Annotated in this window: 17 protein-coding genes; 11 read left to right on the plus strand and 6 right to left on the minus strand. The window is 26.9% G+C overall.

Annotation, left to right across the window (positions count from 1 at the left end; genetic code table 11):
• Positions 1-10: 10 nt before the first annotated feature.
• Entirely contained in the window at positions 11-412 is a 402-nt protein-coding gene (locus CRU91_RS05000; RefSeq protein ID WP_113894016.1) for a disulfide oxidoreductase, read from the minus strand.
• An 85-nt stretch (positions 413-497) separates the two neighbouring features.
• Between CRU91_RS05000 and CRU91_RS05005 the strand changes: the two genes are divergently transcribed.
• From CRU91_RS05005 to CRU91_RS05020, 4 genes are all read left to right on the plus strand, one after another.
• Positions 498-3,023 (plus strand): glycosyltransferase family 2 protein, encoded by a 2,526-nt coding sequence (locus tag CRU91_RS05005; RefSeq protein WP_113894018.1) that lies wholly within the window; start codon positions 498-500, stop codon positions 3,021-3,023.
• A gap of 89 nt (positions 3,024-3,112) precedes the next feature.
• A complete protein-coding gene (locus tag CRU91_RS05010; protein ID WP_113894020.1) occupies positions 3,113-3,586 on the plus strand; it encodes an RNA polymerase sigma factor in 474 nt (157 codons plus the stop codon).
• Positions 3,586-4,422, plus strand: a complete 837-nt coding sequence (locus CRU91_RS05015; RefSeq protein WP_113894022.1) for a FecR family protein — start codon at positions 3,586-3,588, stop codon at positions 4,420-4,422. Before CRU91_RS05010 ends, CRU91_RS05015 begins: the two co-directional genes overlap by 1 nt.
• Before the next feature lie 106 nt (positions 4,423-4,528).
• Positions 4,529-4,774 (plus strand): hypothetical protein, encoded by a 246-nt coding sequence (locus CRU91_RS05020; protein ID WP_113894024.1) that lies wholly within the window; start codon positions 4,529-4,531, stop codon positions 4,772-4,774.
• Between the two features lie 182 nt (positions 4,775-4,956).
• Here the strand turns inward: CRU91_RS05020 and CRU91_RS05025 are convergent, their stop codons facing one another.
• On the minus strand, positions 4,957-5,313 hold the full coding sequence (locus CRU91_RS05025; protein WP_113894026.1) for a HepT-like ribonuclease domain-containing protein: 357 nt from the start codon (positions 5,311-5,313) through the stop codon (positions 4,957-4,959).
• Positions 5,306-5,602, minus strand: coding sequence for a nucleotidyltransferase family protein (locus tag CRU91_RS05030; RefSeq protein WP_222718398.1), 297 nt, complete (start codon positions 5,600-5,602; stop codon positions 5,306-5,308). The genes CRU91_RS05025 and CRU91_RS05030 overlap by 8 nt, the downstream gene beginning before the upstream one ends.
• Before the next feature lie 206 nt (positions 5,603-5,808).
• Here CRU91_RS05030 and CRU91_RS05035 point away from each other — a divergent pair, with 206 nt between their 5' ends.
• From CRU91_RS05035 to rhuM, 3 genes are all read left to right on the plus strand, one after another.
• Complete coding sequence (locus tag CRU91_RS05035) at positions 5,809-8,187, plus strand: TonB-dependent siderophore receptor (RefSeq protein ID WP_113894030.1); 2,379 nt, start codon at positions 5,809-5,811, stop codon at positions 8,185-8,187.
• A 205-nt stretch (positions 8,188-8,392) separates the two neighbouring features.
• Complete coding sequence (locus tag CRU91_RS05040; protein ID WP_113894032.1) at positions 8,393-9,250, plus strand: ORF6N domain-containing protein; 858 nt, start codon at positions 8,393-8,395, stop codon at positions 9,248-9,250.
• Between the two features lie 9 nt (positions 9,251-9,259).
• Entirely contained in the window at positions 9,260-10,096 is an 837-nt protein-coding gene (gene rhuM / locus CRU91_RS05045; RefSeq protein WP_113894034.1) for a RhuM family protein, read from the plus strand.
• A gap of 79 nt (positions 10,097-10,175) precedes the next feature.
• Here rhuM and CRU91_RS05050 read toward each other — a convergent pair whose 3' ends face one another.
• From CRU91_RS05050 to CRU91_RS05055, 3 genes are all read right to left on the minus strand, one after another.
• A complete protein-coding gene (locus tag CRU91_RS05050) occupies positions 10,176-10,832 on the minus strand; it encodes a class I SAM-dependent methyltransferase (protein WP_113894036.1) in 657 nt (218 codons plus the stop codon).
• A 272-nt stretch (positions 10,833-11,104) separates the two neighbouring features.
• Complete coding sequence (locus tag CRU91_RS12225; protein ID WP_222718400.1) at positions 11,105-11,245, minus strand: hypothetical protein; 141 nt, start codon at positions 11,243-11,245, stop codon at positions 11,105-11,107.
• 25 nt (positions 11,246-11,270) lie between these two features.
• Complete coding sequence (locus CRU91_RS05055; RefSeq protein ID WP_113894038.1) at positions 11,271-11,489, minus strand: cold-shock protein; 219 nt, start codon at positions 11,487-11,489, stop codon at positions 11,271-11,273.
• A gap of 188 nt (positions 11,490-11,677) precedes the next feature.
• Here CRU91_RS05055 and CRU91_RS05060 point away from each other — a divergent pair, with 188 nt between their 5' ends.
• The 4 genes from CRU91_RS05060 (at position 11,678) to CRU91_RS05075 (ending at position 16,520) form a co-directional block, all read left to right on the plus strand.
• A complete protein-coding gene (locus CRU91_RS05060) occupies positions 11,678-11,869 on the plus strand; it encodes a hypothetical protein (protein WP_257118834.1) in 192 nt (63 codons plus the stop codon).
• 160 nt (positions 11,870-12,029) lie between these two features.
• Entirely contained in the window at positions 12,030-13,193 is a 1,164-nt protein-coding gene (locus tag CRU91_RS05065) for an efflux RND transporter periplasmic adaptor subunit (protein ID WP_113894040.1), read from the plus strand.
• Positions 13,187-15,157, plus strand: coding sequence for an ABC transporter permease (locus tag CRU91_RS05070; RefSeq protein WP_113894042.1), 1,971 nt, complete (start codon positions 13,187-13,189; stop codon positions 15,155-15,157). Before CRU91_RS05065 ends, CRU91_RS05070 begins: the two co-directional genes overlap by 7 nt.
• Positions 15,158-15,161: 4 nt before the next feature.
• Entirely contained in the window at positions 15,162-16,520 is a 1,359-nt protein-coding gene (locus CRU91_RS05075) for an efflux transporter outer membrane subunit (protein WP_222718402.1), read from the plus strand.
• Positions 16,521-16,552: the final 32 nt, after the last annotated feature.

The raw sequence follows: 16,552 nt of genomic DNA on the forward strand, positions 1-16,552 counted from the left end.
TAACAAACAATTAAGAAACCCTTTTTTTATAGGCAACTAAAAGAATAAAGATTATGAAAAATGCAACAAAAGATAATAGTGGAATAGTTATAAATCCAAAATAGTTTAAATAATCAACACTACAAGGAACTCCACTAACACAAGGAGACAATGTTTCAGGAATTATTCCTACAATAAGTAAATTATGATAAATAGCTATTCCCATACCAACTATAACCAAAGGAAAACTATATTTAAATATATTATTGTCTGGATATAAAAGATTTAATAAAAATATTAAAACCAATGGATACATAAATATTCTTTGATACCAACACAAACTGCAAGGAACAAAATACATAATTTCCGAAAAAAACAAACTTCCTAAAGTTGCAACTAAAGAAGTTAAAAAAGCTAAAAAAATAAAATTCAAAACAATTCCTTCACAAAATTCTAATAAGTTTCATTGTAACAAAATAATGTTAATATTCCCATCATATTTCGTAGAAGGATTTTTTTTGAGATACATCATCTTAGGTCTTATAATGGCTGGACTTTTTCAAGTCTTTTTTTGGTTGTCAAGAGACAATTTAGTAACATTAAATGAAAGCTCTTTTGATAAGATTGAATCTTTATCATACTCACCTTTTGAAGGGTACGATAAAAAAATATTATCTAGTGAACAAATTTCTTATGATGTTAATATGCTAGAAAATTTTACAAATAAATTAAGAACTTATGGAACATTAGAAGCTTATAAAATTTTAGAATCTAGTAAAGATTCAAAATTACCTATTGATTTAGGACTTTGGATAGGAGGCGATTTAGAAGACAACAATCTTGAAATACAACGAGCAATAAAAATAATACAAGAGTATCCACATAGAATTGACTCTGTTATAGTAGGGAATGAGGTACTTCTGAGAAAAGATATAGAACCTTTAGAACTATACGCCTATATAGATTTTTTAAGAGATGTTACAGATAAACCAGTAACAACAGCCGAAACTTGGGATCAATGGGAAAAACATCCTGAACTTGCAAGTCATGTTGATTTTTTAACTATTCACATTTTACCTTATTGGGAAAAAGTGCCAATAGATAGATACAATGAATTTATAATTGAAAAATATAGTGTAGTTGAACAACTATTCCCAAATAGAAAAATAGTTATCGGGGAAACTGGTTGGCCAAGCCACGGGTACAACAACAATAGTGCTGTTCCAAATATTAAAAACCAAGCACAAGCAATTCGTGGATTTGTAAACTTAGCACACGAAAAAGGTTGGCACTACAATATTATCGAAGCATTTGATCAACCTTGGAAAGGATATGATGAAGGAAATGTTGGACAATATTGGGGAATTTTTACTACAAACCGTGCTTTAAAATTCCAATTATCTGGAGAAGTTGAATTAAATCAATATTGGTTATATCAGATGATTGCTGCTATTATAATCGGAGCTTTATTAACTATTTTTGGACTTAAAAACCAAAGAGTAAATATTAGTCATGCTTTTGCCTATGCTATTGCTGCTCAAGGTATGGCATTTGGTATTGTAATGGCTGCTATTTATCCATTTATCAACTATATGAATTTTGGTATGTGGGTCATGTGGGGAATGGGAACATTTTTGATGATTCCACTTGTGATTATAACTCTAGCAAAAGCAAATGAGCTATTTAGAAGTTCTATTGGTGTTCCACCATCAAGATTAGTTCCACTTGATCTAAAATCACAAAATGCACCTTTAGTATCTATTCACGTTCCAGCATACAAAGAAGAACCTCATGTTTTAGCTGAAACATTAACAAGTTTATCAAAACTTACATATCCAAATTATGAAGTTTTAGTTATCATAAACAATACTCCAGAAGATTATTACAAAGCACCTATCAAAGAATTGTGTGAAAAACTAGGAGAAAAATTTAAATATCTTGATATTACTTGTACTGGTTTCAAAGCAGGAGCACTAAACACTGCTTTAGAATATACAGATAAAAATGCTGAAATAGTAGCTGTTATTGATGCAGATTATAAAGTTGAATCTCCTTGGCTTGTTGATTTAGTACCACTTTTTGATGATCCAAAAGTTGCTATTGTTCAAGCACCTCAAGACCATAGAGATGGAAATGAAAGTATAATTAAAGCTGCTATGAATGCTGAATATGCAGGTTTCTTTGATATTGGAATGGTTGATAGAAATGAAGAAAATGCCATAGTTGTTCATGGAACAATGGTTATGGTAAGACTTAGTTCTATGATGGAAGTTGGTGGTTGGGGAACTGATACAATTGTTGAGGATAGTGAATTAGGTCTTAGACTATTTGAAGCTGGATATACAGCTCACTATACAAACAGAAGATATGGATATGGACTTCTTCCTGATACAGTTGAAGCATTTAAAACTCAAAGACATAGATGGGCTTATGGAGCTATACAAATTCTTAAAAAACACTGGCGAGAATTTAAACCTAGTTCAAAAAAATTGTCTCCAAGACAAAAAAATAAATTTGTTACTGGTTGGTTTTTCTGGTTAAGTGATGCTATGGGTCCAATAATGGCTATTATGAATATTATTTGGGTGCCAGTTATTATATTTGTTGGAGTTACTATTCCGACTATTCCTTTAACTATTCCTATTATTACAGCATTTATAGTAAATATTTTACATACATTTATATTGTATAGAACAAAAGTAAAAGCAACTTTTAAAGAAATTTTCTTAAGTTCTATTGCTTCTATGAGTTTACAACTAATAATATTTAAAGCTGTATTTGATGGATTTATAAAAGATGGTTTACCATTTAAAAGAACTCAAAAAGGTGGAAAAGCTAAAAAAGGTTCAAGCCCTATCAAATACGAAATGATTTTAGCAATTTTACTTACAACTGCATTTATATCTTTAATATATACAAATGATACTGGAATTATAGAAATTTATGTATTTGCAGCAACTATTTTTATTCAAACTATTCCTTATATCTCTGCTATTATTATGAGAATATTGGAACTTTACTCTCTAAAAAGTCAGAAATCTTAATAGATTTCTGATTTAACCTTAAGTTTTTACTAATCATTTTATGATTACAATTATAGATTTTAAAACTAAGATAAAGATAGATTAATCAAATGTTAAATTATTATAAAGAACTTTTGTTATATGTTAGAAATAAGGTTTCAGACAAAGACCTAGCACAAGATATAGTCCAAGAAACTTTTGAAAAAGCACTCATCATTCAAAATAGCCAAAAAGTAGATAATCCAAGAGCTTTATTGTATAGAGTATGTAAAAATATTATTGTTGATGCAGTAAGAAAAAATAAAGATTTTCAAGAAATAGAGTTTGATGAAGAGTTTATTGTCTTAGAACAAGAAACTCCAGAAGATATATTGATTGAACAAAACAATCAAGAAGTTCTAATGAAAGAGTTAAGAAAACTTCCACCAAAAATGAAAGAGGCTTTTGTACTTTATGTTTTAGAAGATTATACAAAACAAGAGATTGCAGAAATTATGAATATCTCTTTTGTAGCAGTAGAAAAACATTTGTCAAGAGCAAAATTTGAATTAAAAGAAAAATTAAGAAGAAAAGAAGAATACTAATGCCAAATGAAAGTATTGAAGATAAAGAACTAATAAGACAAGTAAAATCTCTACCTAAAGATTTTTTAGATGAATTAAGAAATGAAGTAAAACAAAATAGAGAACAAATAAATAAAAGAAAAAGATTTTTTAAAATAGTTACTCTACTAGCTGCTGCCTGTATCGTGGCTATATTTTATGTATCATTTTTTGTTGAATTTGCAAATTATTCAAAATTTTATCAAGCATCAAATAAAATCCAAAACAACATTTTACTTCCTGATAACTCTAAAATATCTTTAGATGCAAATACTTCAATAGATGTAAAGTATTACAAAACTAAAAGAGTAGTAGAATTATCGACAGGAAAAGCAATATTTGATGTAACTTCAAATAAAGAACAACCCTTTATAATAAATGCAAATAAAATAAATATCGAAGTTTTAGGTACAAAATTTGAAGTTATAAATTTTGATGAACAAATAGTAGTAAATGTTTTGGAAGGTAGAGTAAAAGTATCAGCAAAAGATGGTAAAGAAATATCTATTGTTACAACAAATCAGTCTTTAAATCTTGATAAACATGCAAATAAAATAAGCCTAAAAGATGAAAATATAAATGATAAACTACTATGGATACAAGGGAAATATAACTTTAATCAAACTAGATTAGATAAAGTTCTTGATGAATTCTCAAAACATTTGGATATAAATATAGTATTTGAATCACAAAAAGCAAAATATTATCCAATAAGTGGTAGTTTTGATGTAAAACATTTTGATAATTTTTTAAAAGTTTTACCTAAAATCCATAGAGTTAAAGTTGTAAAACAAGATAATATGATTGTTATAAAATAGTATAATTCTTAGATATTTATATACTAACAATAGTTTTATCATATTTTGAATAATATGTTATAATTTCCAAATATCTATAAAATTTATCCAAAAAATAGGAGTTCAAATGATTTCAATTCAGATAGAAGATAAACAAATAGAAAACCTTTTATATAAAGAATTCAAATCAACAGAAAATATAAAAGAGTATCTTTATAAATTGGTTCTTGAAGATTTAAAACCAAACAACTTTCCAGAACAACTTACTTTAACAAAAGAAGAAGCCAAGCAAAAAGTAGAAACAGCTATAAATAATATATCAAAAAATAATGGCTTAGATTTAGATAATGCATTTGAGAAAGTTTTTTTATGACGATGAAGAAACAAGAGATTTGATTTTTAAAGGATATACAATAGTTTTTAAAATAAACACTTCAACAATTTATATCTTAACAATTTTTAGACAAAGAAATCACTAATTTAACAAATTTCAAAATTTGATATGTTTTATTTGTGATATAATTTTTGAGTGGTAGTATTGTTATAAAATAAGAATTATTTATTATTTATTTGAGTTAAAATTTCAAATATTGTATTTTTAAAAACATTAAAATCTTCATCTAATGTATCCCACAAAATTTTATCATCAACTCCAAAGTAATGATGAGTTAAGATATCTCTCATTTTTGCTATTTCACTCCAAGGGATATCTGGATATTTTGATGTAACATCTTTAGGTATTTGTTTTACAGCTTCTCCAATATTTTCAAAAGCTTTTGCTACAGCATAAACTTTTTCTAAATTATTTGTAAACTCTTCATAAGTTACATTTAATATAAATTTTTCAATATTTAAACACTCTTTATAAATATCTTTAACATATAATGTCCAATCTCTATTAGTACTAAACATAAATTAAATCTTTTCTTATATATGGTTTCATATCATCTTTTATAGCTGCTTCTCTTACTAAATCAACTTTTATTTTAAGATTATCTTCTAAGTATTTATTTAATTTAAGATACTGAAACATTGAAAATTTTTTATCTTTCTCTACTTCAAAAAGAATATCTATATCACTTGAGTCCTTATTTTCATTCCTTGCAAAAGATCCAAAAAGTCCAATTTTATTTAGCCCAAAAGTATTAAATATATATTGTTTATGATTTTTAAGGTAATTCAATACTTGATCTTTATCCATAAATGCTCCTATAGATTGCATACAACTATTATATATGTAATTTATATATAAATAGATTAATAATTAAATTTTTGGATGTTTTTTATAAGCAAAAAAATTAAATTTTAACAAATTTCAAAATTTGATGTCAGGAATGTCAAACTTTTTCGTCTTCTTATATAGGGAATGTAATTCTCAAAATTAAACTTAAGAAAATGGAGAAAAAGATGTTTTACAAAAAAACAATAATCGCACCTAGTTTAGCCCTACTTTTGGCTACAAATCTTTATGCTGCTTCATATACAGTTGAAGATACAAATGCTATAAAAGCTATTGAGAAAATATCAAAGCTTTCAAACATACCTTTTATAGGGGATACAAGTATATTAAACAATATCAAAACAAACAAAATAGAAGATGTGGAAAATATAGATGAAGCTTTAAAACAAATGTTTGAAGGAACAGGAATTGAAGCAACGATTGAACACGAAACTATTATCATAAAAAAGTTATCTTCTGTAAAAGTGATAAATGGAACTTATATCTTAGATGATGTTTCGGTAAATACTGGTAGAAATGGAAGTGCAGAATCAGGCTACCTTGTAGAAGAAACAAAAGGAATAGGTATTTGGAATGAAAGAAAACTACAAGACACTCCATACTCAATGAGTATAATCTCAAAAGACTTAATTGAAAATGTTCAAGCAAAAGATATGAACCAGATTTTTAAAATGAACTCAACTACTCAAGAAACTGGACAAGCTCTTACTGGTTTAGGAGATGCTCAATGGGTAACTATTCGTGGATTTGAAGTAAATAATCCAATTATTAATGGTATTCCATATGCGACTAAATGGGCAAGTGCACCAATGATGCAAGATATAGAAAGGGTAGAAATTATAAATGGTGCAACAGGATTTTTATATGGTGGGGGAAGAGTTGGAGGAGCAGTTAATTATATAACAAAAAAACCAACAACAGAAGATTTAAGAAATATCTCAATAGGTAGTTATGGAAAAGAGTCTTATTATGGACATATTGACTTAGGTGGACAATTTAATGAAGATAATACTTTTGGATATAGAATAAATGGATTTTATCAAAATGGAGAACTTCCAAATGAATCTGATAAAGAAGAGAAAGCTATTAGTCTAGTTTTTGATTGGAAACCAACAGATAATTTTTATACAGATATAAAATACTCTTATAAAAATTCTTTAGAAAAAGCAGGAAATTTTTATTTTAATAATGTTTCAGACCGTAAAGCAATTGATAAAAGTAAAGGTTTTAGCCCAGATTGGATACAAGATGAATTAAAATTAAATAAAGTAGAGAATAATACAAATTGGAATATAAATGATACCTTTACATTGAGAACTAATTTAATGTATGAAAAATCAAAGTCAAGAGGAAGTGATATAACGGCTAGTGTTGAAGACAATACTGTTATATCTAGTTTATCAAGTTGGGATACATATATTTGGAAAGGAGCTTGGCAAGAAACAGAAAATTATGGTGGAAATATATTTTTAGATTCAAATTTTGATACTTTAAATATAAATCATAATTTAACTATTGGTTATTCTATGAATACAAGAAAACATTCTCTAAGAGCAGACCAAGGTCATTTTTATAGATTTGATGGAAATGTTTCTTTAAATAATATAAAAAATTTATCAGAACCTGATTGGAGTAGTTTTGGTACAATAGGAACAAAATCATTAAAACCTTCTACTAAATCTGAATATAAAAATATTTTAATTGGAGATGATATAACTTTTAATGATCAATGGAGTGCTTTAGTTGGAGTAAATTATGCAACAGTTATAAGCAAAACTTACTCTAATATTGCAGTTAATTCAACTAATACAAAATATGATGAATCAGAATTAACTCCTACTTTATCTCTTATATATAAACCATTTGAAAACATTACAACTTATGCTACATATATAGAAAGTTTAGAAGATGGAACAATAGTTGGAGATTATTATAAAAATGAAGGTGAAATTTTAAATCCATATAAAAGTAAACAATATGAGATTGGTGGAAAGTATAGTATGCTAGATGAAAAAGCACTTTTAACGGCTTCATTATTCCGAATAGAAAAGGCAAATCAATATGAAGATAAAACAACAACACCAAAACCAACTTTAACACAAGATGGAGAACAGATACATCAAGGAATAGAAGTTGGACTTACTGGAAAAGTTACAGATAATCTTACACTTATGGGTGGGGTAACATTTATGGATTTAAGTGTTGAAAAAGCAACAGATCCAACACTTGAAGGTAAAAAGCCTACAAATGCGACTACAAAAATGGCAAAAATTTTTGCAGAATATAATATTCCTTATGTAAATGGTTTATCTATAAATGCAGGAGCTTACTATACTGGTAAAAGCTATGCAAATGAAGCAAATACTGATAAAATACCATCATATACACTTTATGATGCTGGGCTTAGATATAAAACAAAACTAGATAAATACCCAACAACTTTTAATCTAAATATACAAAACCTAACTAATGAAGTTTACTGGACAAGAAGTAATATGTTAGGCGATCCAAGAGCTGTTGCATTTTCTATGAAAATGGAATTTTAAAATAAAGAGAGTTTTTACTCTCTTTGTACTTTTAGGTGTTGGTTTCAAAGTATTTATTTAATTTTGAGATTAAAATTTCGATAAAAAATATACTTTCCTTTTTACTTTGGAACTCATACTTAAGGGTATAAAACTACATTATGATACTTGTTATAGAAATCTAAATTTGTGTTATAATCTTATGATAATTTATAGGGAGATTATTATGAATTTAGTATTGGAAGATATAAATAGTAAGATTTATACTATTCGTGGATTACAAGTTATGCTAGATGAAGATTTAGCAAAACTATATGATGTTGAGACAAAAGTATTTAACCAAGCAGTAAAAAGAAATATTGAGAGATTTCCTGATAATTTTCGTTTTCAATTAACTAAAATTGAGTATGAAAACTTGAGGTCACAATTTGTGACCTCAAGACAACACGGTGGTAGAAGAATACAACCTTATGCTTTTACAGAACAAGGTGTTTCTATGCTAAGTGCTATTTTGAAAAGCGATACAGCCATACAAACAAGCATTATGATAATAAATAGTTTTGTAAAAATGAGAAAGTTTTTACTGGATAATGCTTCTATTTTTCAAAGATTTACTCAAATTGAACAAAAATTAACAACTCACGATGAGAATTTTAATAAGCTATTTAGTGCTTTAGAAGATAAAAATTTGAAACCATCAGAAGGTATATTTTATGATGGACAAATATATGACTCTTACAGTTTTATAAATGATTTACTAAAGTTACCAAAAAACGAAATAATTTTAATAGATAACTATATAGATGATACAGTTTTTACTCTTTTTAGTAAATATCCAAATATAAACTTTACTATTTATACAAACAATATTTCAAAACAACTAAATTTAGATTTTGAGAAATATCAAAAACAATATAAAAATATATCTTTGAAAACTTTTAAAAATTCACATGATAGATTTTTAATACTTGATAAAAAAGAGATATATCATTTGGGTGCTAGTTTGAAGGATTTGGGTAAAAAATGGTTCGCTTTTTCTAAAATAAACTTGAATATAGATGAGATTTTAAGATTGTTATCATAGGGATATAAAATGGAAGAATTATCAAATTTAGTAGTTTACAATGATGGTGAACTAGAACTAAAAGTTTCAGTAGATAGCCAAACAGTTTGGCTAAGTGCAGATGAAATTGCATATATTTTCAATGTAAATAGACCAGCTATTGTAAAACACATTGGCAATATTTATAAAGATGAAGAATTGGATCAAAATTCAACTTGTTCCATTTTGGAACGGGTTGCAAAAGATGGAAAGCTAAGAAAAATAAATTTTTATAATCTTGATATAATAATCTCTGTTGGATATAGGGTGAATTCTAAAAAAGCTACCAAGTTTAGAAAATGGGCTACAACAATACTCAAAGATTATATAAATGATGGATATGTTTTAAATGTACATAAATTAACTGAACAAAGATTATTATCATTAGAAAATGATGTAAAGATTTTAAAATCTAAGATAAAAGAAAATAAACTAGAAACTAATCAAGGAATATTTTATGATGGACAAATATATGATTCATACAAATTTATAAATGATTTACTAAAGTTACCAAAAAACGAAATAATTTTAATAGATAACTATATAGATGATACAGTTTTTACTCTTTTTAGTAAATATCCAAATATAAACTTTACTATTTACACAAACAACATTTCAAAACAACTAAATTTAGATTTTGAAAAGTATCAAAAACAATATAAAAATATAACACTAAAAACTTTTAAAAATTCACATGATAGATTTTTAATACTTGATAAAAAAGAGATATATCATTTGGGTGCAAGTCTGAAGGATTTGGGTAAAAAATGGTTTGCCTTTTCTAAAATGAGTTTAGATATAGATGAGATTTTAGAAAAATTAGAATAGTGTTAAAAATTTAATCTAAAATAAAAATAAGCTAAACATAAAGATAACTTAATCTCTCTTTATATTTAACTAAAAAAATTTATTCTCTTACATATTTAAAAATCTTACCTTTATAAGGTTCATCTAAATAGTCAGTGTTTTCTGGTTCAAAAGAGATACAAGAAAAACCATATTCTTGCATTTTAGCAGTAAATTTTGCTTGATGTCCTCTATTTGGATTAACCAAAATAACTTTACAATTTGAATTTGCATGAGCATTTATAAAAGAAGATAGTAATTCAACATGACCTCTTTCATATAATAGATCACTTCCAATTATTAAATCAAATTTCCCAAGTTTTTCAGAGTATATTTTATTCCAATCTACTCTTACAAAAGGTATTTCTTCATCGTTATTAAGTCCAGTATTTACATCTAAAAAGTTTTCAGCTTCAGGGTGATAATCTGTTGCAGTTATATCTGCATGTAATTTGTTTAAAATAAGGCTAGAAAGTCCAATTCCACATCCAACTTCTAGTATTCTTTTATTTTTAAAGTCATAATCTTGAATATAGTTTGCCAATACTTCAGCTGAAGGCCAAACTACTCCAAATAAAGGCCAAGTAGCACTAGATATTCCTAAGTTTTCTGCTACATTATCGGTATCACTAAATTGTTGAGTATCTTTTAGTGTTCTAATATGGATATCTTCTTCCCCAAACTCTATGGTTTGATATTTAAATCTAATACCTTTCATAACGCTGGTAAAGTTCCAATATTTTTTCTAAATTTAACCATTTAGTAGGTGCTGTATTTTGATTTGTCATCACAATTCCTTAGATTATTTTGGCAGAGTATAAAGTAAATTATTGTAGTAGTAAATAAGATAAAATAATATATTGTAGACCTTTATATCGCCTTTAAATTCATTCTATCTAAAAAAAGATATTAAAGCAAACTTATCTTGAGATATTATTTTTTGAAATAAGAAGAACAATATAAAGAGAGAAAACTCCCTTTGTATGTAAATTATTTAGTACTTAAATATTTTTTAGCAAATTCTACAGATAATCCTGATTTTGAACTTGCATCAATTATATTTTCTCCACTATCTAAAAGTTTTATTAAAACTAATTGTTTTATTTTTGTACTAATATACGTTATCGACATTTATATCCTTACTTATTCTATTTTGTTAGATAGCACTAACATTTTTTGCTTGAGGACCTTTATCGTTTTTACCAATTTCAAAAGATACCTTTTGACCATCACTTAATGATGATCTTCCATAACCTGAAGAGTTAATTTCACTATGATGAACAAAAAACTCATCTGTTGAATTTTCTAATTGGATAAATCCAAAACCTTTGTCAGTGTTGAACCATTTTACTGTTCCGATATTTTGATTTGCCATAGCAATTCCTTAATTAAATTATTTACTTCAATTGAAGTATTTTATAAAGTGTAATATTGAGTTATTATTTTATTAGGTGTTAGTATTAATTTTGTGAGTATCAATAAAAGCAAACTAAAGATGTGATTAAACTCTAAATCATCTTTAACGAGTACATTCTATCTTAAAAAATATATAATAGCAAGGATATGTTACAAAAATACTTTCCTTATAAAAATATAACACTAAAAACTTTTAAAAATTCACATGATAGATTTTTGATTTTGGATAAAAAAGAGATATATCATTTGGGAGCTAGTTTGAAGGATTTGGGTAAAAAATGGTTTGCTTTTTCTAAAATAAACTTGAATATAAATGAGATTTTAGAAAAATTAGAATAGTGTTAAAAATTTAAAATAAAATAAAAATAAGCTAAATATGTTACAAATATACACTCTCAATTGAAAATTTCTAAATTTTTTGATATTTATTGTCAGTTTTTTTATATTTTTCCGTCTTATATATAGAGGGTAATTTTTAAAACAAAGGATTAAGAGTAATATGGCAAAAAAATATTTAAAAAATAAAAAGAAATTTGGGTTTTTAATTGGCTTGATTTTTATATCTTTTTTAATTTGGTTTAATTTTTTTCGTGCAGTTGAAGAAATTAAAAGTGAAGAGATAAAAAAAGGTGATATACAAAATGTTGTATCTTCTTTGGGAGTTTTACAACCACATAATTATGTTGATATTGGCGCACAAGTTTCAGGACAAATCGAAAAAATTTATGTAAAAGCTGGAGATACTGTAAAAAAAGGGGATTTGTTGGTTGAAATAGACCCAAGCTTACAAAGTGCAACAGTAGAAGAAAACCGAGCAACTTTAGAAAACTTAAATGCACAGCTAATAGAACAAGAAGCATCTTTAGAACTATCTAATTTTCAAGCTTTAAGACAAGAACAACTTTTTAAAAATAATGCTACAAAACTTGAAGATGTACAAATAGCTCAAGCAAATTTCAAAATGGCAAAAGCAAAGATAAAAAGTTTAAAAGCACAAATAAAAGGTGCAAAATCAAATCTACAAGGGAATGAAGCACTTTTAGGATATACAAAAATATATGCTTCTATGGATGGAACTGTTGTATCACTAAATGCAAAAGAGGGACAAACTTTAAATGCCACTTATGAAACGCCAAAGCTTTTAAGAATAGCTGACCTATCAAAAATGACTGTTTGGACGGAAGTTTCTGAAGCTGATGTGGGAAAACTTAAAGTTGGAATGGATTTATATTTTACAACTTTAGGACTAAGAGATACAAATGGAGAACTTCGTAAGTGGGAAGCAAAATTACAACAAATCTTACCTGCACCTGTAAATCAAGAGGATGAAGTAAAAGCATCTAGTACAAAAGCCGTAGCTTATACAGCACTTTTTGATATAGAAAATAACGACAATGTTTTAATGAGTCAAATGTCTGCACAGGTATTTTTTATAGAATCTTTTGCAAAAAATGTAGTTGTTGTACCACTTTATACATTAGATATACAAGAAAATGGAACTTATTTAGCAAAAGTTTTAGTTGATGATAAAATTGAAGATAGAGTTGTAAAAATAGGAATGAAAGATAGGATTTTTGGTGAAGTTATAGATGGGTTAAAGGAAGGTGAACAAATCATAACAAAGATTGAAAACAATAAAGATTCTAAGAGATTACAATGGTAGAAACTCCACTAATTGAACTTAAAAATATTTATAAATCTTATGGTGGGAAAGATGGAGCACCTATTCATACAGTTTTACATGGTATTGATTTATCTATTTATACTGGTGAATTTGTAGCAATAGTTGGAGCTTCTGGTTCTGGAAAATCTACTTTAATGAATATCTTGGGTTGTTTAGATAAATCAAGTAGTGGAGAATACCTTTTTGCTGGGAAAGATATATCAAATTTTAATGCAGATGAGTTAGCATATTTAAGAAGAGAAGCTTTTGGATTTGTATTTCAAGGGTATCACCTCATCCCTACTTTAGATACAAATCACAATATTCAAGTTCCTTCTATTTATAAAGGAACTGATTTTGAAGATAGAGAAAACAGAACGAATGAGTTATTAAATCGTTTAGGTTTAGAAACAAAAAAAGATTATTATCCAAACCAACTTTCAGGTGGACAACAACAAAGAGTTTCTATTGCAAGAGCTTTGATGAATGGTGGATATATTATATTAGCTGATGAACCAACTGGGGCTTTAGATAGTAAAAGTGGTATTGAAGTTATGAAACTACTAAAAGAGTTAGCAACAATTGGTCATACTATAATATTAATTACTCATGATTTAGAAGTAGCTTCTCAAGCACAAAGAGTAGTTCGTATCAGTGATGGGCTTATAATAGAAGATAGTAAAAATAGCACTTATAAGGAAATAAATTCTAAAAACTCTTTTGAAAATATAGACTTTATAGGTCAAATGAAAATAGGAATAAAACAAGATAGTTCAATAATTGAAGATATAAGTGAAGCATTTTCTACTGCTTGGAAAACACTTTGGGTAAATAGATTTAGAACTTTACTTACACTTTTAGGAATTATTATAGGAGTTTCTGCTGTAATTGTTCTTATGGGAGTAGGACTTGCTACAAGTGAAAAAGCTTTAAAACAAATGGAAGTTTTTGGTGGAGTCAATCGTGTTTCTATTTGGCCAAAGCATGATGATATTACTAAATATATGGGAACCCTTAATTCTAAAGATATTGAAATAATAGAACAATTGGATAATATCGAACTTATAACTCCTACACAAGGAACTGATGTAGCTGTAAAATATGGCAATCAAAGTATAGGTGCTTTTATTTTAATGACTAATGAACTTGGTTTAAAGATTTTTAACTGGGAAATAGAAAATGGAGAATTTTTCACTAAAGAAGATGAAGAAAATTTGGAAAGAGTAGCTGTTTTAGGAAAAGTTATAAAAGATAAGCTTTTTGAAAATGAATCTTCAATAGGTAAATATATTTTAATAGAAAACATACCATTTAGGGTTATTGGTGAGTTGTCTGATATGTCAGTTTATAGTGGAGATAAGGATGATGATCAAATGGTAGTTTTACCTTTTACTGTTGGAGCTACACAACTACTAAATACTTTAGATTCTGAAGCTATTCAAACATATCTACAAGATTATAATATTGCAGAAGAAACTGTAGAAAATATGACAAATACTCTAAAAAACAGTAGAGATACTGATGATTTTCGTATATATAATAATCCTTCAAGGATTCAAGCACAAAAACAAGCAAATCAAGACCAAAGTATAATGATAGCTTTGATTGGTGGTATTTCTTTAGTAGTTGGTGGTATAGGTATTATGAATATAATGCTTATGGCTGTAAAAGAAAGAACAAAAGAGATAGGTATTCGTATGGCAACTGGAGCTAGACAAAGTGATATAAAAAGACAGTTTTTAACAGAAGCTATCTTGGTTTCTTTTATAGGTGGGATTGCAGGAGTAATAGTTGCAATATTGATAGGTTCTATTTTAATATATTTCAATATAGAGTTGATTTTTTCAATCAAAGCTATTCTTATAGCATTTTCTAGTGCTGTTATTACTGGGCTTATTTTTGGATATATTCCAGCAAGTAAAGCTTCAAAACTAGATCCTGTTGTAGCACTAAATGGAGAGTAATAAAATGAAAAAATATTTTTATATAACAATTTTGCCTTTTTTAATTTTTGGTTGTAGTTCTAAAGATGATTTAATAGTAAAAAAAGAGATTGAATTACCACAGAATTGGGATAATAACTTTGAAAATAATAAAGAAGAGATTAATCAAAATTGGTGGGAAAGTTTTGGAAGCCATGAATTAAATGGTTTAATAACACAGGCAAAGAATGATAGTTTAGATTTAAAAGTAGCAATAAATAAAGTACTTCAAGCAAAAGCAAATGCAAAAATATCTGGAGCAGATTTATATCCACAAATAAGTGCAGGATTAAATGCTTCAAGAGATGGAAGATTAAATCACAATGGAAATACAAATAGTTATAGTTCAGCTTTAAATATAAGCTATGAGATAGATTTTTGGGGTAAAAACAGAGCTTTTTATGAAAGTGCTAAAGAAAATCTAAAAGCTACAATATTTCAAAAAGATGCAGTAGAATTAACTATTGTTTCAAATGTTGCAAAAGTATATTTAAATATCTTATCACTAAATGATAAAATAGAAATAGCAAAACAAAATTTAAAAATTGCAAAAGAGTTATTTGAACTTATAAATACAAAATACAATCTTGGAGCAACAACAAAACTAGAACTCACTCAGCAAGAGATAATACTTTTACAACAAGAAAGAGTTTTAATAGAGTTAGAAAAAGATTTGAAACAAGAAAACAAAACACTAAGTATTCTTTTAGCAAAAACTGAAAATTTAGATTTTAAACAAATATCTTTAAATGATATAGAGATTCCTAAAATATCTTTAGTAATTCCATCTGAATTGTTATTAAGACGTCCAGATATTGCACAAGCTGAAGCTTTAATGAAAAGTGCAAATGCAAATATACAAGTTGCAAGAGCTAATTTTTTACCTAGTTTTAATTTAGGGGCTAGTTTAGGTACAAGTACAGAAAAATTCTCAAATATATTTGATAAACCAATATATACATTGCTATCAGCTTTAAGTATTCCTATTTTTTATGGTGGTAAACTTGATGCAAACTATGATTTGACAAAAGCTAGATATGAAGAAATGTTGATAAACTATCATCAAACAATCATAAATGCTTTTTGGGAAGTACAAATAGCTTTAAATAATATAGAAAATATCGACAAACAAATAAGCTTACAAAATAAAGAATTAGAACAATCTCAACTAGCATTTAATCTAGCAAAATCTCAATATGAAGCTGGTGCAAAGACACTATCTGATTTACTTGATACGCAAAGAGATTTATATAGTGCAAAAGATATATCTATTCAATTCAAATATGCAAGATTACTTTTGAGTATTGAACTTTATAAAGCTTTAGGTGGAGGGTGGAAAATATAATAGAAGATTATTTGTAGTACAATCATAAATCA

Source organism: Aliarcobacter vitoriensis (assembly GCF_003316695.1).
Lineage (GTDB): Bacteria > Campylobacterota > Campylobacteria > Campylobacterales > Arcobacteraceae > Aliarcobacter > Aliarcobacter vitoriensis.

Bases quoted from the DNA above. Each gene is read 5' to 3' on its own strand.
- CRU91_RS05025 (WP_113894026.1), bottom strand. From the start codon at position 5,313: ATGTTTAGTACTAATAGAGATTGGACATTATATGTTAAAGATATTTAT.
- CRU91_RS05020 (WP_113894024.1), top strand. From the start codon at position 4,529: ATGATTTCAATTCAGATAGAAGATAAACAAATAGAAAACCTTTTATAT.
- CRU91_RS05030 (WP_222718398.1), bottom strand. From the start codon at position 5,602: ATGGATAAAGATCAAGTATTGAATTACCTTAAAAATCATAAACAATAT.
- CRU91_RS05070 (WP_113894042.1), top strand. From the start codon at position 13,187: ATGGTAGAAACTCCACTAATTGAACTTAAAAATATTTATAAATCTTAT.
- CRU91_RS05060 (WP_257118834.1), top strand. From the start codon at position 11,678: ATGTTACAAAAATACTTTCCTTATAAAAATATAACACTAAAAACTTTT.
- CRU91_RS05040 (WP_113894032.1), top strand. From the start codon at position 8,393: ATGAATTTAGTATTGGAAGATATAAATAGTAAGATTTATACTATTCGT.
- CRU91_RS05055 (WP_113894038.1), bottom strand. From the start codon at position 11,489: ATGGCAAATCAAAATATCGGAACAGTAAAATGGTTCAACACTGACAAA.
- CRU91_RS05035 (WP_113894030.1), top strand. From the start codon at position 5,809: ATGTTTTACAAAAAAACAATAATCGCACCTAGTTTAGCCCTACTTTTG.
- CRU91_RS12225 (WP_222718400.1), bottom strand. From the start codon at position 11,245: ATGTCGATAACGTATATTAGTACAAAAATAAAACAATTAGTTTTAATA.
- CRU91_RS05015 (WP_113894022.1), top strand. From the start codon at position 3,586: ATGCCAAATGAAAGTATTGAAGATAAAGAACTAATAAGACAAGTAAAA.
- CRU91_RS05065 (WP_113894040.1), top strand. From the start codon at position 12,030: ATGGCAAAAAAATATTTAAAAAATAAAAAGAAATTTGGGTTTTTAATT.
- CRU91_RS05075 (WP_222718402.1), top strand. From the start codon at position 15,162: ATGAAAAAATATTTTTATATAACAATTTTGCCTTTTTTAATTTTTGGT.
- CRU91_RS05010 (WP_113894020.1), top strand. From the start codon at position 3,113: ATGTTAAATTATTATAAAGAACTTTTGTTATATGTTAGAAATAAGGTT.
- CRU91_RS05050 (WP_113894036.1), bottom strand. From the start codon at position 10,832: ATGAAAGGTATTAGATTTAAATATCAAACCATAGAGTTTGGGGAAGAA.
- rhuM (WP_113894034.1), top strand. From the start codon at position 9,260: ATGGAAGAATTATCAAATTTAGTAGTTTACAATGATGGTGAACTAGAA.